This window comes from Novosphingobium oxfordense (assembly GCF_044029435.1).
Lineage (GTDB): Bacteria > Pseudomonadota > Alphaproteobacteria > Sphingomonadales > Sphingomonadaceae > Novosphingobium.
The window spans coordinates 103,759-121,309 of sequence record NZ_CP147007.1; the positions used below are offsets into that span (position 1 = coordinate 103,759).

At 62.7% G+C, this 17,551-nt stretch carries 19 protein-coding genes; 12 read left to right on the plus strand and 7 right to left on the minus strand.

Annotated elements, in window-relative coordinates:
• Window positions 1-45: 45 nt before the first annotated feature.
• From WBP07_RS20475 to WBP07_RS20490, 4 genes are all read left to right on the plus strand, one after another.
• Entirely contained in the window at window positions 46-264 is a 219-nt protein-coding gene (locus WBP07_RS20475; RefSeq protein WP_395396484.1) for a cold-shock protein, read from the plus strand.
• Between the two features lie 344 nt (window positions 265-608).
• A complete protein-coding gene (locus WBP07_RS20480; RefSeq protein ID WP_395396267.1) occupies window positions 609-1,130 on the plus strand; it encodes a 2Fe-2S iron-sulfur cluster-binding protein in 522 nt (173 codons plus the stop codon).
• Window positions 1,127-2,113 carry an FAD binding domain-containing protein gene (locus tag WBP07_RS20485; RefSeq protein ID WP_395396268.1) on the plus strand — a complete coding sequence of 329 codons (987 nt, stop codon included), beginning with the start codon at window positions 1,127-1,129 and terminating at the stop codon, window positions 2,111-2,113. Before WBP07_RS20480 ends, WBP07_RS20485 begins: the two co-directional genes overlap by 4 nt.
• Window positions 2,110-4,443, plus strand: a complete 2,334-nt coding sequence (locus WBP07_RS20490; RefSeq protein WP_395396269.1) for a xanthine dehydrogenase family protein molybdopterin-binding subunit — start codon at window positions 2,110-2,112, stop codon at window positions 4,441-4,443. The genes WBP07_RS20485 and WBP07_RS20490 overlap by 4 nt, the downstream gene beginning before the upstream one ends.
• 606 nt (window positions 4,444-5,049) lie before the next feature.
• Here the strand turns inward: WBP07_RS20490 and WBP07_RS20495 are convergent.
• Window positions 5,050-5,808, minus strand: a complete 759-nt coding sequence (locus WBP07_RS20495; protein WP_395396270.1) for an SDR family oxidoreductase — start codon at window positions 5,806-5,808, stop codon at window positions 5,050-5,052.
• 216 nt (window positions 5,809-6,024) lie between these two features.
• Between WBP07_RS20495 and WBP07_RS20500 the strand changes: the two genes are divergently transcribed.
• The 4 genes from WBP07_RS20500 to WBP07_RS20515 all read left to right on the plus strand — a co-directional run bounded on the left by WBP07_RS20500 (window position 6,025) and on the right by WBP07_RS20515 (window position 7,686).
• Window positions 6,025-6,516 (plus strand): DUF421 domain-containing protein, encoded by a 492-nt coding sequence (locus WBP07_RS20500; protein WP_395396271.1) that lies wholly within the window; start codon window positions 6,025-6,027, stop codon window positions 6,514-6,516.
• Between the two features lie 28 nt (window positions 6,517-6,544).
• Window positions 6,545-6,805: a hypothetical protein gene (locus WBP07_RS20505; RefSeq protein ID WP_395396272.1), complete on the plus strand. Its 261-nt coding sequence runs from the start codon at window positions 6,545-6,547 to the stop codon at window positions 6,803-6,805.
• A gap of 81 nt (window positions 6,806-6,886) precedes the next feature.
• Window positions 6,887-7,075, plus strand: coding sequence for a hypothetical protein (locus WBP07_RS20510; RefSeq protein ID WP_395396273.1), 189 nt, complete (start codon window positions 6,887-6,889; stop codon window positions 7,073-7,075).
• A complete protein-coding gene (locus tag WBP07_RS20515; RefSeq protein ID WP_395396274.1) occupies window positions 7,075-7,686 on the plus strand; it encodes a UdgX family uracil-DNA binding protein in 612 nt (203 codons plus the stop codon). Before WBP07_RS20510 ends, WBP07_RS20515 begins: the two co-directional genes overlap by 1 nt.
• A 116-nt stretch (window positions 7,687-7,802) precedes the next feature.
• Here WBP07_RS20515 and WBP07_RS20520 read toward each other — a convergent pair whose 3' ends face one another.
• Window positions 7,803-8,744, minus strand: coding sequence for a TIGR03557 family F420-dependent LLM class oxidoreductase (locus WBP07_RS20520; protein ID WP_395396275.1), 942 nt, complete (start codon window positions 8,742-8,744; stop codon window positions 7,803-7,805).
• 99 nt (window positions 8,745-8,843) lie between these two features.
• A complete protein-coding gene (locus WBP07_RS20525) occupies window positions 8,844-8,987 on the minus strand; it encodes a DUF2945 domain-containing protein (RefSeq protein ID WP_395396276.1) in 144 nt (47 codons plus the stop codon).
• Between the two features lie 200 nt (window positions 8,988-9,187).
• On the opposite strand from WBP07_RS20525, the gene WBP07_RS20530 reads away from it, so the two are divergent.
• The gene (locus WBP07_RS20530; RefSeq protein WP_395396277.1) at window positions 9,188-9,643 is read left to right on the plus strand and encodes a pyridoxamine 5'-phosphate oxidase family protein; all 456 of its coding nucleotides are present in this window, start codon (window positions 9,188-9,190) and stop codon (window positions 9,641-9,643) included.
• A 200-nt stretch (window positions 9,644-9,843) separates the two neighbouring features.
• Here WBP07_RS20530 and WBP07_RS20535 read toward each other — a convergent pair whose 3' ends face one another.
• From WBP07_RS20535 to WBP07_RS20550, 4 genes are all read right to left on the minus strand, one after another.
• On the minus strand, window positions 9,844-10,047 hold the full coding sequence (locus tag WBP07_RS20535) for a hypothetical protein (protein ID WP_395396278.1): 204 nt from the start codon (window positions 10,045-10,047) through the stop codon (window positions 9,844-9,846).
• Window positions 10,048-10,113: 66 nt separating this feature from the next.
• Window positions 10,114-10,419, minus strand: coding sequence for a DUF1488 family protein (locus WBP07_RS20540; RefSeq protein ID WP_395396279.1), 306 nt, complete (start codon window positions 10,417-10,419; stop codon window positions 10,114-10,116).
• Between the two features lie 61 nt (window positions 10,420-10,480).
• Window positions 10,481-11,671, minus strand: a complete 1,191-nt coding sequence (locus tag WBP07_RS20545) for a mechanosensitive ion channel family protein (protein WP_395396280.1) — start codon at window positions 11,669-11,671, stop codon at window positions 10,481-10,483.
• A gap of 61 nt (window positions 11,672-11,732) precedes the next feature.
• Window positions 11,733-11,921: a helix-hairpin-helix domain-containing protein gene (locus WBP07_RS20550; RefSeq protein ID WP_395396485.1), complete on the minus strand. Its 189-nt coding sequence runs from the start codon at window positions 11,919-11,921 to the stop codon at window positions 11,733-11,735.
• Between the two features lie 519 nt (window positions 11,922-12,440).
• Here WBP07_RS20550 and WBP07_RS20555 point away from each other — a divergent pair.
• The 3 genes from WBP07_RS20555 to treZ are packed head-to-tail and all read left to right on the plus strand — an operon-like array spanning window position 12,441 to window position 17,549.
• Window positions 12,441-13,634, plus strand: a complete 1,194-nt coding sequence (locus WBP07_RS20555) for a glucose-1-phosphate adenylyltransferase family protein (RefSeq protein WP_395396281.1) — start codon at window positions 12,441-12,443, stop codon at window positions 13,632-13,634.
• A gap of 4 nt (window positions 13,635-13,638) precedes the next feature.
• On the plus strand, window positions 13,639-15,750 hold the full coding sequence (gene glgX / locus WBP07_RS20560) for a glycogen debranching protein GlgX (protein ID WP_395396282.1): 2,112 nt from the start codon (window positions 13,639-13,641) through the stop codon (window positions 15,748-15,750).
• Window positions 15,747-17,549, plus strand: coding sequence for a malto-oligosyltrehalose trehalohydrolase (gene treZ / locus WBP07_RS20565; RefSeq protein ID WP_395396283.1), 1,803 nt, complete (start codon window positions 15,747-15,749; stop codon window positions 17,547-17,549). Before glgX ends, treZ begins: the two co-directional genes overlap by 4 nt.
• Window positions 17,550-17,551: the final 2 nt, after the last annotated feature.

The window sequence follows — 17,551 nt, forward strand, 5'->3', positions numbered from 1 at the left end:
TTTGTGCGACCCGAAAATATGGTTTGGCTAAGCGGGGGCATGGGGATGCAGCGTGGTACAGTCCTGTTTTTCAGTACCGCTGCTGGCTATGGATTTATCGCTCGCGATGATGGCGGCAAGGATTGCTTCGTCCATGTGACGGCAATCAGCGCTTCCGGGCTTCCCGGTCTACTAAAAGGACAGCGCGTCGATTTCGACATTCAGGTCGCCAGAAATGGCAAGCAATCTGCAGTGAACCTGCGCTTAAGTCCCCCGGGCGAGTAACCAGAAGCCACCGAGCGGGCGGGTATCCTTCTGCTTTCCTGAAGCCGGAGGTTTGGCCCGACGAAGCAGGGCCCATGCTTGCAGGCGATCGTGGCGACGAGGATGCCTCCCGTCCGGCGGCATTGCCGATGGTTCCCGACCTGCGCCAGATCCTACCGCGACCACGTTGCCGAAGTTGTTGCGCGCGGGGAACATGGCCCCGCATCCTGCCACAAATCCTTCGACGAACTGCGCGTTCGGTCCGACGACCGGTCGCATGTGCCGGGCACAATATCCGCTGCATCGAGTTGATCTGTTGGTTTGGTAACCTGCTTGAAGGCAACGAACCAGAAAGGTCGAAGGCCATGAGCATGACCGTCAACGGCATCGCCGAAGAATTGCCGGATGATCCGCGCGTTTCGCTTCTCGATTTCCTTCGCGAACATCTCCACCTCACCGGGAGCAAGAAGGGCTGTGACCAAGGCGCGTGCGGGGCCTGTACAGTGCTCGTCGACGGGCAGCGCGTTCTCTCGTGCCTTGCACTGGCGATCCAGTTCGAAGGGAGCGGGGTCACCACAATCGAAGGCTTGGGCCGCCCCGGCCGCCTACATCGACTGCAGCAAGCTTTCGTGGATCATGACGGCTTCCAGTGTGGCTATTGCACGCCGGGCCAGATCTGTTCCGCAGTCGGCATGGCGGGGGAAATCGGGCGCGGAGTGCCGAGTTACGTGACTAGCGATCTGGAGGCCGAGACCATCGAGCTCACCGAGGATGAACTGCGCGAGCGGATGAGCGGCAACTTGTGCCGTTGCGGCGCCTATAACGGGATCGTGGCGGCCGTAGCCGAGACTTACGCGGAACATCCGCTGGCGGAAGCAGCAGAATGACACCGTTCACCTACGCCCGTGCCGCCGATGCGGCAGACGCAGTTCGCTATGGTGCGCAAGCCGGAACCAAGTATCTTGGCGGCGGCACCAATCTCGTGGACCTCATGCGCGAGACAATCGAACGGCCGGAACGCCTGGTCGACGTGACTCGACTGCCGGGTGGGATCGAGGAATTGCCTGATGGAGGCCTGCTGATCGGTGCGGCGGTACGCAACACGGCAGTGGCCGAAAACAAGCTGGTGCGATCTCGCTATCCGCTGCTTGTCCGAGCCATCGTGGCTGGTGCCAGCGCGCAGATCCGCAACATGGCGACCGTGGGCGGCAACATACTCCAGCGTACGCGCTGTGCCTATTTCTACGACGAGGCGGGATCACGCTGCAACAAGCGCCGTCCGGGCGAGGGGTGCGATGCGGTAGAAGGATTCAACCGCAACCACGCTATCCTAGGCGCGTCCCCCGCGTGCGTTGCGGTCCACCCATCCGACATGTGCGTCGCCCTCGCGGCGCTCGATCCCGTCGTTCATCTGCGGAGCGCGGGCGGTGAGCGCCGCCTCGCGTTTACGGAACTGCATCGCCTGCCGGGCGAGCGCCCGGACATCGAGACCATGCTCGAACCGGGCGAACTGATCACCGCGATCGAGTTGCCGCCGCTCCCTTTTGCTGCGCGCTCTAGCTACCGCAAAGTGCGGGACCGTTCGAGCTATGCCTTTGCGCTCGTCTCGGTCGCGGCAGCGCTCTATGTCGAGGGTGGGCAGGTGCGCGAGGTGCGGATCGCGCTGGGCGGCGTGGCACACAAACCGTGGCGCGCGGAGCGAGCCGAGGCGGTTCTGCGCGGCCAGCCGGCAAGCGCTGCGTCGTTCGCTGCTGCGGCGGCTGCAGAACTGGCGGAGGCGCAGCCGCTTCCCGGCAATGCGTTCAAGATCGAGCTCGCGTACCGTACGCTGGTCGCCGTGCTCGGGAGTTTGGCGGGAGGAGTGGCATGAGCATCGCGGACGACGCCAAACAAGCTGTCCAGGGCGCCGTGCAGGGTATCATGGCGAAGGCAGTGGCACTTGCTCCCGATAGCTGGATCCCGGGCGGCGATCCGGACCCCCTGATCCGCGAACGCTATGGACATGTCGGCAAGCCGCTATCGCGCATCGACGGGGCGCTCAAGGTGACTGGACAAGCGACCTTCGCTGCGGAATTTTCCATGGATGACATGGTCTACGCCGCTCTGGTGTTCAGCACGATTGCCAAGGGTCGGATCGCTGCTCTGGACACCGCGCAGGCCGGGCGTGCGCCGGGCGTCGTCGCGGTGATGGACCACCGCAATGCCCCTCGGCTCGCGCCGCCGCCAGTGTTCATGTCCGCCCCCAAGGCGGCTAACGGAGACAGCCTCCCGATCATGCAGGGCGACGAGATCAACTGGAATGGGGAGCCCGTCGCGGTCGTGCTGGCGGAGACGCAGGAACAGGCAAACCATGCAGCCTCGCTCGTCCGGGTCATCTACGAGGAGGCACCGGCACTTATCGCGCTCGACGAAGCGCGAGCCAGGGGCATGAAGCCGGCCGTGTTCATGAACCAACCCCTTCATAATGAGCGCGGCGATGCGGAGGCAGCGCTGGCCCAGGCGGACGTCAAGGTGGACGCCGGCTACTCGACGCCGCGCCACAACCACAACGCTATCGAACTGCACGGCGTCACCGTCGCCTGGCAAGGCGACAGGCTGCGCATCCACGATGCATCGCAACTGGTCGCCCATACGGCCTGGTCGATCGCCAGCATGTTCGACCTGCCGGAGGACAAGGTCATCGTCACCTCGCCGTTCGTGGGCGGAGGGTTCGGCGGCAAGTGCCTGTGGCAGCATCAGGTCCTGGCGGCGATGGCTGCGAAGCAGTGCGGCCGCCCGGTGCGCCTGGTACTCTCACGCGAGGGTGTCTACCGCGTGGTCGGAGGACGCTCGCCGACCGAACAGCGCGTCGCCCTCGGCGCGGATCGGGATGGACGACTCACGGCACTGATCCATACCGGCCTTACGGTGAAGACAGCCGCCAATGCCATGCCGGAGCCTTTCATCCTGCCCACGCGCAGCGCCTACGCCTCCGAGACGCTGAAACTGGACGTGCAGGTGGTGGAACTCGACATGCTGGCCAACACGTTCATGCGCGCTCCGGGGGAAGCGGTCGGCACGTTCGGGCTCGAAAGCGCAATGGATGAGCTTGCCGAGGCGCTGGGCATGGATCCGGTCGAATTGCGCATCCGCAACGAGCCGGAAAAGGACCCAAGCTCGGGCTTGCCGTTCTCCTCGCGCCATATCGTCGAGGCCTGGCGTGCGGGCGCGCGGCGCTTCGGTTGGGATAGGCGCGATCCACGTCCTGGCGCGCGCCGCGAGGGAGAATGGCTGGTCGGCATGGGCTGCGCCACGGCAACTTACCCCTATTACCGCATGCCCGGAGGCGCCGCGCGGATCACTCTATCGCGCGACGGCGGCGCCGTGGTTGATATCGCCGCGCATGAGATGGGCATGGGCACCGCCACCGCACAGACTCAGGTCGCTGCAGAGCGGCTTGGCCTCCCGATCGAGGCGGTCACGTTCAACTATGGCGATTCCACGCTTCCCGGTATCGTGCTCGCCGGCGGCTCGCAGCAGACCGCCGCGATCGGCGCCTCGGTGGGGGCGGCGCATCGCGAACTGGTGAGGGAATTGCTCAAGCTGGCCGGCAACGACTCCCCGCTCGCGGGCCTCAAGCCGGAGCAGGTGATCAGCCGCGACCGCGGCCTGTGCAAGGCCGATGAGCTCGCGTGTCGCGAAAGCTATGCCTCGATCTTGTCACGGGCGCGGCAGGAGAGCGTCAGCGTGGAGGCGCAAGGGCCACCGCCGCTTGAGACTATGCACTGGTCGATGCACAGCCACGCCGCAATGTTCTGCGAAGTGCGGGTGAACGCAGTGACTGGCGAGCCGCGCGTCAGCCGCTTCCTTGGCTCGTTCGACTGCGGCCGCATTCTCAACCCCAAGACCGCCACCAGCCAGTTTCGGGGCGGCATCATCATGGGGCTGGGCCTTGCGCTGATGGAAGAAACTCACTTCGACGAGCGTAAGGGGCGCGTAATGAACCCCAGCCTGTCCGAATACCACGTGCCCGTGCACATGGACGTCCCGGAGATCGAGGTGATCTGGACCGACATTCCCGATCCTCACGCGCCAATGGGGGCTCGCGGGATCGGAGAAATTGGCATCACCGGGACGGGAGCGGCTGTTGCCAATGCAATCTACAACGCCACGGGCAGGCGGGTGCGTGATTTGCCCATTACGCTAGATAAGCTGCTCTAGGGCGTAAACTCATAAATGGCACTATCGAGGTTTGAAGCAAAATGGTTCAGTGCAAGGAAGGAAGGCGCCGGAATATGTCGATATTTCAAGACTTCCTGACGCAGCGATGGACCATTTTGGTCAAATCCCGAAGGGACGCCCAAATGGCTTCCATCTCGAACCGAAGTGACCTTGGACGGGCAACCAGCCCGCCCAGCGGCCTCTTCGGCCCGAGCTGTTCGCCATTTGGACGCCTCGATAGTGCCATTTATGAGTTTACGCCCTAGAGTTTAGAAGTCTTCAAGCAGTGTCGGTACATGTTCAATGCCCTGTCGCTCGCATCGGGGTGGAATTCGCCGCCGTTGCCGTACCTTGGCGTTCATCTTGCCGGCGCCGGAGCTGATCTCATCCAGGGCGTTGCTGGCGGCCGGGCTGGGGTCTTCGTGAAGGCTCCCCTTGGAGCATGACGAGAGGAACTCCTGGCAATCGACAAACAGGCAGGGATGCGTGGGCGGGGTAAGCGGCACAACGGCCTTCGCGCTTGCCAATCAAATCCGCAGCAGCAGGTGCACGTTCCCCGTCTTGCCCTCGCCTCGTCGCGCGGCCGGGGTCATTGGGCGCTGGACCTCACTCGCTTTCCTGTTCGCGCGGCGCGATCGTGATCTGCTGGACGACGGCGCGCCTTGGCTGCGTGAGCAGATAATGCACGGCAACGGCAATATCCTCGGCACGCAGCATGGTTTCCTTCCCGATCATTTCGCGCTGCTTCTCCGCAGGAATGTCCGGATATTGAAAGTCCGCGCCCGTCTTGCCCGGCTCTATCAGGCCCACCTTGATGCCCTGCGGCCCCAGTTCCCGGCGAAGCGCCTCTGCAAAGCCGGCAACCCCGGCCTTCATCCCCGCATAGACGGTGGAACCGGGGCCCAGCACATGGGCGGACATCGAACCGATCAGCACGATGTCGCCCTTGTCGACAAGCATGCGCTGGGCGGCGCTGGCGCTGAGAATATAGGCGGTGAAATCGACCGCGACCGCATATCGGATCTCTTCCATGGTCATGCTGGTCAGCGCGCCTGCAGGGACCGCCGCATTGATGATGACGATGTCCGGATTGCCAAGGTAAGCACGGGCCTGTGCGAAGAAGCTTTCAAGCTGGTCGGGGTCTGCCAGATCCAGACTGACGCCATCGCCTTTTCCGACTTCCTCTATGCGTTGCAGCGCATCGGCCAGATGATCGGGAGAACGCCCGCAGACGAACACCTCCACCCCCTCGCTGGCGAGCAGAACGGCGATGGCCCGGCCGATCCCGGTGGTACCGCCGGTGATGATCGCCTTCCGTCCGCGAAGGGGAGTGACGGCGGTGTGTGGGGCGGAAAGGTCGGTCATGTCGCAAGTTTCCTCGGCTACTGTTGAAACACGGCCTTGCCACTGCAAACCTTGCAGTATGGTTGGTGTTCCATTGGCTCCGCCGAAAAGCCTGTTTGTGCACGATGCCCGGGCGAAGGCCGCGGAAACCGGGACGTCCATCGAGATTTGTGCAAGGGAGGGGCTGGCAAGTTACACAAGGGGGGTGCCGCGCCGGCGTTGTGAAGGGAGACGGTCATGGAATGGCTTGAAATGATAGTCGGTCCCGACGATGGCACTCCGACCATGGCGCAATTCTGCGCGCGCACTGTCCTTCTGTTCTTCTATGGACTGGCGTGCATTCGCATTGCCGGGCGCCGGACATTCTCGAACCTCAGCCCCTTCGACATCGTGGTGGCCATCATTGTCGGATCGAACATCAGCCGCGCGATGACGGGCAGAGTGCCCTTTCTGCCCTCGCTCGGGTCGACACTGCTGTTGGTCGTACTGCACAGGCTCGTGGCGATGGCCACGGTTCGGTGGAATCCCCTCGCCAGCTTCGTGAAGGGGTGCCCCATGGTCCTCATCCGCGACGGCCAGATCGACGAGCGTGCGATGCTGCGGCACGACATCAGCACGGCCGATCTCATGGAGGGCCTGCGTATGGAACAGGTGTGCCGGATCGACGATGTCGCGCTGGCCACTATCGAGCGAGGCGGAAAGATCAGCGTGGTGCCCCGCAAAGCATGAGATCGCGAAACAGGGAAGGCAAACGGCGATGGATAGGGTGCGCGATGCGCTTCAGTACTACGGGGCCGGCGCTGCGGTAGTCGCTTCCCTGATTGTTTCCCTTAACTTGGGCAGGCTGTGGACTGGGCGGGCGATGGTGATCTTCGTATCCAGCTCCCTGGCGCTTATGGCCTGGGGCTTTGTCAATCCGGACAGTGAAGGGATCGGATGGCAGAACCTTGTCCTGCTGGTTATCAACGCGGTCGGAGTTTGGCGCTATCTCGTTGCATCTCCGCGCAAGGATGCCTGAGCTTTCCAGCGTGTGGGAACGCGATGGCATTCCGCCGGTTAGCCTTGGGTAAGGCACCTTGCCGATGGAAGGAGAACCGCCATGACCGCGAATAAGCTGCGCCCGAAGAACCGGGAGGTCGAAAACGAGATGATCCGCCCACCCGCCTCGCCCGGGAAGCCCCCGCGATCGGCGACGGACCCGAAGGGAGAGCAGGACGACAACAGCGCGGGTCGTTCCGGTGATGCTGCCCCTCCCGGCAATATACGTGAGGTCAAGGATGGATCGTGATGCGAACCGCGAGGGCATTCACGGATCGGCATTTCGGTGACCTTGGCGCTCTCTATCGTGCCTTGGCCAAAGAGGACGTTGCTCCTTCGGACGAGTTTTCCGATCGAGTCGTGCCGGGCGAGGGCCCGCTCCATGCCGGCGTTATGCTGATAGGCGAGCAGCCCGGTGATCAGGAGGATCTTAGCGGGCATCCATTCGTGGGACCGGCAGGAAGGCTGCTCGACGAATGCCTGCGGGAAGCGGGGATCGTCCGGGACGATGCATTCGTCACCAATGCCGTGAAGCGCTTCAAGTTCGTCCAGCGCGGCAAGCGGCGGCTGCATCAACGGCCGAAGACCGACGAAATCGTGCATTATCGCTGGTGGCTGGCAGAGGAGATCCGCCTGGTTGATCCGTCCACCGTCGTCACGCTCGGTGCAATCGCGCTGCAGGCCGTTACTGGGAAACGCATGACGCTGGCTTCCCTGCGCGGCAAGCCCCGGGCATGGGAAGGGCGTCGGCTGATCGCCACAATACATCCCAGCTATCTGCTGCGGATTCCTGATGCTGATGCCAAGGCAGCCGAGCGGGAGCGGCTGGTCGAGGACTTGCGAATGGCAGGTCAGGACTGACCATTTTTGACCAGAACCGCAGGGTTGGCTTTTGGCCACCTGTCTGTCGGGAAAGTGCGATCGATGCCTCTGGTGCGCGCGGAGGGCGGTCCGGGTAAATCGGCGCTTGGCGAACTTCACGCAAGTGCGGGTCGAAGGTTTTCCTCGAAAAAGCGGATAAATCCGGCCTGATCCGGGCCGACTCCCGTCAGCACGATGTGGTCGAAGCCCGCGTCGACAGCCTTCCTGATCGCATCGAGATGCTTGCCGGGGTCGGGACCTGCCGGAATGGTGTCGGCGAGGTCAGCGGGGCGGACAAATTTTGTGGCGCTTTCGAAGCCTTCCACAGTGGGGATTTCGCTGTTAACGGACCAGTCGAACGCGGAGAAGCGAAAGCGCTCGTGCGCAAGCCTGCGGCCTTCCTCCTCGCTGGAGGCATAGGCCAGCGCCACTTCGACATATCGAGGGCCGTGCGCAAAGCGTTCGGCGATTTCCGGCGACGGATCCGTCGTCATGATCCCGTCGGCCTTGGCGACCGCAAGATCCAGCGACACGGGTCCGCTGACGCCAAGGATGATGGGCACGGTTTCGCTGGGCAGGTCAAATATCTGCGCATGGTCTACCGTGAACCAGGCGCCGCGGTAATTGTGCGCGCCTTGCGTCCACAGGAGGCGGAATATTTCGACCGCTTCTTCCAGCATGGCATGCCGTTCCGGGATCGAAGGCCAGCGCGTCCCCGTCACGTGTTCGTTCAGGCGTTCCCCTGCGCCCACGGCCAGGGTGAAGCGGTTGTCGCTCATGACCGCGATCGTCGCTGCCGCCTGCGCAACGATGGCCGGGTGATAGCGGATGATCGGGCAGGTGAGGCCGGTGGTGATACCGATGCCGGATGTTGCATGCGCGATGGCGCCCAGCACGCTCCAGGCGAAAGAGCCATGTCCCTGATCCTTCAGCCAGGGATGGTAGTGATCGGAAATCGAAACGAAATCGAAGCCCGCGACCTCTGCGGCGACTGCATTGGCGACAAGCGCCTTGGGGCCATGTTCCTCGCTCATGAGCTTATATCCGAAACGTGCCATTGCCCGTCTCCCGTTCATCGTATGGCGTAATGCTGTTCAGGTCCGATTGAGCGAACCCGGCTTGTGTGCAGCCTGTTTGCCGTCGTCCGTCTCGACAAGTTATTCCACATTGTCCGTCGATGCCGCGACTTTGTGGCCCTTGATCCGCGTCGGTTCGGTCAGCTTTTTGACGATCTTGCCATGGGCCTTGCCGCCATGGCTGCTCCAGCTAACCGCATCGCCCTTCCTCAGTGACTTTGCCATGCCGACCTCTCGCAAAATGCCTGCGTCCTGCTGACGAGAACCGACGTGCGGGCGAATGGTTCTCCGCGATGCGCGGCTGAGGCGTGAAGATGCGCGACTTTGCGACGAGCCGGGTGCCGGCACGGTGTGGAGTGATCGAGCGGGGTGGCCGAAATCGCGCGCTCGAACGTTTCGTCAAGGTATCGATCAAGGAGGATGCCATGACCATGACGCTTGAGCAGATTTCCGAAAAGATGAAGGACATCGATTTCGCGATGCTCGCAACCCACACCAGCGGCGGCGCTATCGCGGCAAGGCCGATGAGCAACAACCGCGAGGTCGACTACGGCGGCCAAGCCTGGTTCTTCGCCGACGATTCCGCCTTGATGGTTTCGGATATTGACGCCGACCCCCACGTGACCCTCAGCTATCAGGGTAAGTCCGGATTGCTGGGTATGCGGCCGTTCTTCCTGGCGGTGGAGGGCCGTGCACTGCTGGTGCGAGACAAGACCCGTTTTGCCGAGCACTGGACCAAGGGGCTGGAGCGCTGGTGGCCGCAGGGCATCGATACGCCCGGGATCGTGCTGATCCAGGTGGTTGGCGAGCGGGCGCATTACTGGGATGGCGAGGATCAGGGCGAGGTCCCGCTTGGCGCTACCTCCGGATCCTTTGGTTGAGGGCGGGGTGATCTGAAGTGGCCGGATCTTCTGCCGTTGGAGGGTAATCCGGACTAATGGTTCCAGCGGGCGGGATGCAATGCTACCGCTTTGGGGGCATCGAGCTCGAGCCATCCGGCCATCGGCGCCTCGTTGCTCTCCCGTGCCGCCCGTCCCTAGGCCAGTGTCAGGCGATGTGGAAATGGCTGCCATCACCGCGATCAGTCGTTCCTGCGATCCCTTACCACGAGTGCCTGCACGCCGCGCCGTCGTCCGCCTCGCCCACTGCTCTGGCCGTCCACTGAGCGGGAGCGCGTATCGGCGTTTGTGCCGACGCGCAGCGTCACCTGGTTGGTATCGGGCAGGGGTAGCAGGGCGGAAAGCAGGCGATCGACGGACCCGGTTCTTCTTCTGGCAGGTTCCATCCCGTAATCAGTTTCTCCCCGCGCCTCCTGATCGTTCCCCCGGGCCGCCCATGCCCGCCTGGTTGGCTAGGAGGCGGTATGATCGCGCTGGAATTTCCGAAAGAATTCCCGCGTGATCACATATTCGTCCTGCATTTTGTCGCTGTGGGCCCACAAGAAGTCGGCCGCCGGAAGCAAAACGCCCTGATGGTCGTCGAATACCCTCAACGCGCTGTCTGGGTTCACGCCATCCTCTAGCCCGCCAAGATCTTCAAGCACTTCCCCTGCGACATAGAATTTGTACTGCGTCGCTTCCCACTGGCCGGGAAATTCGACCGCGCGGCGATCCTGCAGCCACGTTCGGACGGCGCTCGTAAAAGTCAAATTGGGCATGGCACACTCCCTTCTGTGCTTTGGCCGGATGGCGACGTCACTGCTTCGATGCCGGTCTCATTCAACGAACTTCCCGGACAGGCTTTCGCACTTCGCTGTAGCCGGGGCCCGCCTGCAGTCGCGTTGTGTCGGGCCCAGCTTTCTCCCGCACCAAGTTGATCTGCGTGGGATAGGCGAAACTGATATCATGCCCGCGAAAACGCGTCAGGATCGCAGCGGCCACCTTGTCGCGCGCGTCGGCCGGGAAATCGATATCGGCAGATTCGAATTCGACGTCGTAGTTGAGGCCGCTATCACCGAACCCGTTCAGCCCGCCGTGGATAAGGGTGTATCCCTCGCCTTCCACGGCTTCGCGAAGCATGGCTGGCACCAGCAACACGACCTCTGCCGGCGTAGCGTAGCCCAGATGGAAGTCGAATTTGAAGCGATTGTGAAGCCGGCGCGAGGTGTTGAGGATCTCGAAATCAAGCAGATTCTTATTCGCAACGATCCGCTCCTCGCCTGCTGCCCCGCGAATGCGGGTGGATTTCAGGCCGATCTTTTCGACCGTCCCTGAACCTGCTCCGTTGTTGTAAGATATCGCATCTCCGACGCGGAACGGTCCGTCGAACAGGATGGCAAGCGCGGCGAAGAGATCTGCGAAAATGCCCTGAGCAGCCAGGCCAATGGCGATGCCGCCCACGCCCAGGCCAGCGATCAGACCGGTGACGTTAACCCCTAGATTGCTGAGAATAAGGACGAGCGCCACGGCCGCAAGCGCGATCGTGACGAGCAGCCGGATGATGCCGAACGCGCTGGCAAGCGCCTGCCGGTGCTCCGAGTGCTCGACGGTTCGCTGTTCGATTGCGCCGAAGACGATCTCCCTTGCCCAGAACGCTGCCTGGATGACTGTTCCAACGGTGAACAGGGAGACAATCGTGGTTAGCACGAGCGGGGGCGGGTCAGTATAGGCGGCCACCAGGCGGATGGCGACCAGCAGGAGGAAAACACGGCTCGTCCTGGCGATCGCGCGTCCGATGATGCTGTCCCAGTCTGTCCGCGTGGCGCCTCGGCGGCACAGGCGGATACCGGCCGCGCGAATGAGATTGAGCACGAGGTAGATTGCGGCGGCGGCGGCACAGGCGAGCAGGAAGTCGAGCCAGCGGGCGCTGATCCACCCTGCGGTCTGGTGGTACAGGGCGCCCAGCTGTGCGGTGGGGGCGACAACACCTGCAGCCGGTGCGGGAAATAGTGCGGTATAGGATTCGAGCATCGTGATGAGGCCTCGGGGATTGCGGGACGGCGCGCCCTCTATAGATCCGGGGGCCGCGTACTCAGCGGTTTCCGACCGTCAGTTCATCGTCGTAATCGACTTTGCCGGCGAGCCCGGGCACTTCCTCAAGTTGCCGCAGTTCGGTGAAACGGCCCCTTTCCTCGCGATAGCGAACGATTTCGAAGCCGTGCCCCTTGAGGCAGGCGACGGTGTCCAGTTCCTCCGCACTCGCACGGTTTACATCGATCACGTCATTCCTTTTCATCACATGTGACCTTTCTTTCTGTTCAGGGATCAACGTTCGCCGCGTTGTGCGGTTGCCGATCGGGCCGGGGATCGGTCTCAGGCAGCTTCGTCGGATGCCGGTTGGTCAGCCCGCCCCGACGGTTGTCTGAGTGCCGAGCCCGGGGTTGAGTCGCTCGTCCTCCTCGTCGGGATGAAGTTCGGCTTCCAGGGCGCGATCGGAATTGTGATTGGGCACGCCTTTGGACGGCTTCCCGTCGCGGTTGGTTCACCGACTGCCCGGAATGGAAGCGGTGCCCGTGACGTGGCGGGAGTCGTGTGACTTGCATTCGGTCCTGGAATCTCTCCTCGGCCGATATATGTCGGGGATGCACGGACTCGGTCCAACGGGAAAAGGGAACCTGTCCGTGCTGCACGTGCTGCCCGCTTGCGGCCAAAAATCGACATGACTTGGGTTATAACGTTGGAACCCGGGCGGTGGTTGGCGAATTGTGCCGCAGAACCCAAGATCCGACCGAGGGGATACATGGAATCTGCGCAAGTCGTTCCGTCGCCCAGTGGAGTTCTTTCCATCGTTCTGGCTGGCGGTAGAGGAAGCCGTCTTCACGATCTGACCGACTGTGAAGCGAAGCCGGCACTTCCGATCGGTCCCGATCTCAGGCTGATCGATTTTACTCTGGCAAATATCGTCAATTCCGGTCTGCAAAAAGCGATGGTGCTGACCCAGCACGCGCCTTCCACGCTACAGGCTCATCTGGCGCGGTGGGTGTCGGATAGCACGCCGTGCGGGTTCACGGTGCTTGACGGATCGGATCATGGACCCTTCGCCGGAACCGCGCATGCGGTGGCCAGCGTGATGGATCAGATCGAGCGCGAGGCACCCGAACACGTGGTCGTGTTGGCTGGGGATCACCTTTACCAGATGGACTATCGGCCGCTGGTGCAGCGCCACGTCGATCGGGCCGCCTCCGTCACGGTAGGCGTCGTTCACGTACCGGTCCCGCAGGCGAGCGAGTTCGGGATTCTGGCTGCCGACGCTTCCGGTCGCATAACGGCCTTTGTCGAAAAGCCCCGGATCGCGCCTGAAGCAGGGGATCTGCCGGGCCGAGCGCTGGCATCGATGGGCATCTATGTATTCGACTGGAAAGTGCTGCGCCCACTGCTGGCAACGATGGCGAAGGCAGTAACCGATCTGGACTTCGGAAGGCACATCGTTCCCCATCTTGTCGCCGCTGGAAACGCTTTTGCCTACGCCCTGCCGGGACGGGGCGAGGAAGAACCGTTGTGGCAGGATCTGGGGACCCTTGATGCCTATCATGCGGTCCAGATGAAACTGGCGGCGGGGGCTTTGGTTCTCGATCCTAAGTGGCCCGTGGTGAGCCTAGCGGACAATCGTCAGAGCACGTTCGGCGGCGGTTCGCTTCTGCGAGGCGTGGCAGTGTTGCCAGGCGCGCGCATCGGACGATGGGTATCCATCTCCAATGCGATCGTGACAGGAGATGCAGTGATTCCCGACGGCTTCGACCTTAACGAGACCATCGCCGATTTCGGAAACTGGTGCATCGTTTCGCCGGGCGGCATTCGCCTGATATCCGCGCAAGCACTGAAGCATCTCGCCGCTTTGCGGCACAAGTACACGATACTTCCAGAAAGGTCATCGCTCAGGAGCCTGGGGGAAATTCCGGTTCCCGCGGTGGTCCCCGCCCTTCCGGCGGTCTGAGCCGATGACATTCGCATTTAGCAAGCCGGACCGGCAATATCACGAACTAGGCGCGGAATATACAGGAGAAGGCACGCATTTCGCGGTCTTCTCGGAAAACGCCGAGGCCATCGAACTGTGCCTGTTTTCCGAGGATGGGGCCGAGGAACTCGCCCGGCTCGAAATGCCGAGCCGGGAAGGCTCGATCTTTTCCGGCTATATGCCTGGAGTGCGGCCCGGTCAGCTCTACGGCTACCGCGCGCATGGATCGTACGAGCCCATGTGCGGCCATCGGTTCAATGCCAACAAGCTGCTGCTCGATCCCTATGCGCGCGAAATCGCAGGTACGCTGCAATGGGATGATGCGCTTTGGGGCTATGACCTTTCGACTGGCGACGATCTGACCTTCGACAACCGCGATTCCGCGCCGTTCATGATCAAGGGCGTTGTGCAGGACCCGGCTTTCGACTGGGAGGGAGACAAGTCCATCCGCCGGCCCTGGGGCGAAACGCTGGTCTACGAAGCGCACGTTCGCGGGCTTACAATGCTCCACCCCGACGTGCCGGAGGAACTGCGCGGCACCTATGGGGGTATGGTCAGCGAGCCGATCCTCGCGCACCTTTGCAAACTGGGTGTTTCGGCGATCGAACTGCTGCCGTGCCAGTTCTTCCTCGACGACCGCATGCTGCTCGACAAGGGCTTGTCGAACTACTGGGGGTATCAGACGCTGGGCTACTTTGCGCCGGAGCCTCGTTATCTGGGACCCGATCAAAGACACCGGCCCGGTGGCTCGGGGGCGATCCGCCAATTCAAGGACATGGTGAAGCGGTTTCACCGGGCCGGCATCGAAGTGATCATGGATGTGGTCTACAACCACACCGCAGAAGGGTCCGAGCGCGGGCCGACGCTCAGTTTTCGCGGACTCGACAACGCCAGCTACTACGTCCTCTCGCAGGACAATCCGCGCTACAGCTTCGATCAGACCGGCACCGGCAATACCCTCAGCGTCGCGCATCCCATGGTCATCCGCATGGTGCTCGATTCCCTGCGCTACTGGGTCCAGGTGATGCACGTGGACGGGTTTCGCTTCGACCTTGCTTCCACGCTCGGCCGCGAGGCCATGGGTTTCGACCGCGAAGGCGGCTTTTTCGATGCGATTCGGCAGGATCCGATCCTTTCTGGGATCAAACTCATCGCAGAGCCTTGGGACGTGGGCAGCGGTGGTTATCAGGTCGGCGGTTTTCCGTACCCATTCCGCGAATGGAACGACAAGTTCCGCGATACTGCGCGCGGCTTCTGGCGCGGCGATCCGGCGCTCGTAGGCGACCTTGCAAATCATCTGCTCGGATCGCCCGAGCAGTTCAACCATTCCGATCGCGGCGCTACCTCGTCTGTCAACTTCCTTGCGGCACACGACGGCTTCACGCTACTCGATACCGTCTCGTATAACGAGCGGCGCAACGAGGCGAACGGAGAAGGCGGGGCCGACGGGCACGACAACAACCTCTCGCACGACATGGGCGCCGAAGGGCCCACCGACGACATCGGCATCAACGCGGCGCGCGCTCGCCGCCGCCGCGCCATGCTGGCGACGCTGCTGCTCAGCCAGGGCGTGCCGATGATCCTTGCCGGAGACGAATTCGGCAACACCCAGAACGGCAACAACAACGTCTATTGCCAGGACAACGAGACCGCCTGGTTGAACTGGGCGGACAAGGATGATGTCTTGCTGGCGTTCTGCGCGCGCATGGTGGGCTTTCGGCGCGCGCATCCGGTCCTTTCTCAGGACAATTTCCTGAACGGCGATCCCGCCGAGGACGGCCGTATGGAGATCGCCTGGCATCAGCCCGATGGGCGGGAGATGGACGCCGAACTCTGGGGCCAGGCCGAACTGCGCGTGCTGGGGCTGTTCCTCACCTATTCCGCGCAGGAAGCTTTCGTGGAGGGCGAGCGGCCACTGTTCATTGTGCTCAACGCGGGCGACGAGGTGACTTTCACGCTTCCTGAACACAATGGAATAGAAAAATGGCACCGCGTGATGGACACTTCGCGCGAGGAGGCGTTCGAGGCTGAGGAAGTTGAGAGCGGCACTGCGATTGTCCCCGCCGCCAGCGTCAGCGTCTTCGCGCCGCAGTGAGGCAGTCCGGCCCCTCTGCGTCGCCGGCCCGACGCCCGCCCGGAACGAAGTCTCCATCGTGTAAATCGTGGGGCGCTGACCTGCTTGAGGATGGTCGTTGGCGTTTTCGCCTTTGGGCGCCCGATGCAAACGCGGTCTCGGTGAGCTTTCGGGCCGGCCGGAAGGTGCTCGGACGCGAGTCGGAGGGCTGGTGGAACACGCAAGCCGCTGCGAAGACCGGGGAAAGCTACAGGTTCATTGTCGACGGCACGGCCTACCCCGACCCGGCCGCACGGGAGCAGGAGGACAGTGTCCACGGCGCCTCGCTACTGGTCGACCCCAGGGCCTTCGAATGGCGCAGTCCATGGGCTGGCCGTCCTTGGGAGGAGGCGGTGATTTACGAACTGCACGTCGGTACGTTCACCAATGAGGGTACATTTGCCGCGGCCACCGAAGCACTTGCCCGCCTGCGGGAACTGGGCGTGACGATGGTGGAACTGATGCCGGTCGCCCAGTTCGAGGGGCAGCGGGGCTGGGGGTACGACGGCGTGTTGCCGTATGCGCCGCACCGTGCCTATGGGGTGCCCGACGAATTCCGACGCTTCGTGGACAGGGCGCACGCGCTGGGAATGGGTGTACTGCTGGATGTCGTCTACAACCATCTGGGTCCTGCCGGAAATTACCTTTCGGCCTGGTGCCCGTCGTTCTTCCATGGCGACCGCCAATCGCCATGGGGGCAGGGCATCGCCTACGAAACCAGGGCCGTGCGTGACTATTTCCTTGAGAACGCTCTTTATTGGCTGAGCGAGTACAGGCTCGATGGATTGCGGCTCGATGCGGTCCACGCCATTGAGGACACCTCTGCCGTCCACTTCCTCGACGAGCTGGGCGAGCGCGTACGGGCCATCGAATGGGGGCGCCCGATCCACCTCGTGACCGAGGACGAGCGCAATCTGACGCGTCATCTTGCACGAGGGGACACATTCGATGCGACCTGGAACGACGATTGGCACCACGCCATCCACTGCCTGCTGACCGGAGAGAACGAAGCCTACTACGCTACCTTTGCTGTGGATCCGCTCGCGGATATCGAGGTTGCGCTGCGCGACGGATATGTCGAGCAAGGCCAGCATCGTTTAGCGTCCAAGGTCTTGCGGGGCGAGCCTTCTACTGCATTGCCGCGCACTGCTTTCGTGAATTTCCTCGGCAATCACGATCAGATCGGAAACCGTGCGCAAGGCGAGCGACTGCACCAATTGGTTACCGATCACACCGCGCTGCGCGTCGTGACTGCGCTGACCTTGCTGTCGCCCTACGCCCCGATGATTTTCATGGGCGATGAATTCCTGACCGATGCCCCGTTCCTGTTCTTCGCAGATTTCACGGGCGACCTTGCCGAAGCTGTTCGCAAGGGCCGCGCCGAGGAGTTCGCGCAGTTCAAGGCATTCGGCGGCCAAGTGCCCGATCCAATCGCGCCGGAAACCTTCCATGCCTGCAAGGTAGGGGAGCCGCATCGCGCGGAACAGCACGACCATGCGCACTTCGTGGGCGAACTCCTTTCCGTGCGGCGCGCGCACATTGTGCCGATGCTTGAGACGACAAGGAACCCGCAGGTCGCAGTCCGGCGCGAAGGATCCCTGATCGAGGCCATCTGGGATTTTGGTAACGCTGCCCTTTCACTGCGCGTCCGACTGCCTTCGCCGGCGACGGATGCAATATCGGCCGACGACAACACGTTTACACCGCATGACGATCCGCTTGTGGTCGTTACCGGAAAAGGCAGCGCGTTTGCCTTCTCCGCTGCCATCCATCGGGACTGACC

Bases quoted from the DNA above. Each gene is read 5' to 3' on its own strand.
- WBP07_RS20475 (WP_395396484.1), top strand. From the start codon at position 46: ATGCAGCGTGGTACAGTCCTGTTTTTCAGTACCGCTGCTGGCTATGGA.
- WBP07_RS20480 (WP_395396267.1), top strand. From the start codon at position 609: ATGAGCATGACCGTCAACGGCATCGCCGAAGAATTGCCGGATGATCCG.
- WBP07_RS20485 (WP_395396268.1), top strand. From the start codon at position 1,127: ATGACACCGTTCACCTACGCCCGTGCCGCCGATGCGGCAGACGCAGTT.
- WBP07_RS20490 (WP_395396269.1), top strand. From the start codon at position 2,110: ATGAGCATCGCGGACGACGCCAAACAAGCTGTCCAGGGCGCCGTGCAG.
- WBP07_RS20495 (WP_395396270.1), bottom strand. From the start codon at position 5,808: ATGACCGACCTTTCCGCCCCACACACCGCCGTCACTCCCCTTCGCGGA.
- WBP07_RS20500 (WP_395396271.1), top strand. From the start codon at position 6,025: ATGGAATGGCTTGAAATGATAGTCGGTCCCGACGATGGCACTCCGACC.
- WBP07_RS20505 (WP_395396272.1), top strand. From the start codon at position 6,545: ATGGATAGGGTGCGCGATGCGCTTCAGTACTACGGGGCCGGCGCTGCG.
- WBP07_RS20510 (WP_395396273.1), top strand. From the start codon at position 6,887: ATGACCGCGAATAAGCTGCGCCCGAAGAACCGGGAGGTCGAAAACGAG.
- WBP07_RS20515 (WP_395396274.1), top strand. From the start codon at position 7,075: ATGCGAACCGCGAGGGCATTCACGGATCGGCATTTCGGTGACCTTGGC.
- WBP07_RS20520 (WP_395396275.1), bottom strand. From the start codon at position 8,744: ATGGCACGTTTCGGATATAAGCTCATGAGCGAGGAACATGGCCCCAAG.
- WBP07_RS20525 (WP_395396276.1), bottom strand. From the start codon at position 8,987: ATGGCAAAGTCACTGAGGAAGGGCGATGCGGTTAGCTGGAGCAGCCAT.
- WBP07_RS20530 (WP_395396277.1), top strand. From the start codon at position 9,188: ATGACCATGACGCTTGAGCAGATTTCCGAAAAGATGAAGGACATCGAT.
- WBP07_RS20535 (WP_395396278.1), bottom strand. From the start codon at position 10,047: ATGGAACCTGCCAGAAGAAGAACCGGGTCCGTCGATCGCCTGCTTTCC.
- WBP07_RS20540 (WP_395396279.1), bottom strand. From the start codon at position 10,419: ATGCCCAATTTGACTTTTACGAGCGCCGTCCGAACGTGGCTGCAGGAT.
- WBP07_RS20545 (WP_395396280.1), bottom strand. From the start codon at position 11,671: ATGCTCGAATCCTATACCGCACTATTTCCCGCACCGGCTGCAGGTGTT.
- WBP07_RS20555 (WP_395396281.1), top strand. From the start codon at position 12,441: ATGGAATCTGCGCAAGTCGTTCCGTCGCCCAGTGGAGTTCTTTCCATC.
- glgX (WP_395396282.1), top strand. From the start codon at position 13,639: ATGACATTCGCATTTAGCAAGCCGGACCGGCAATATCACGAACTAGGC.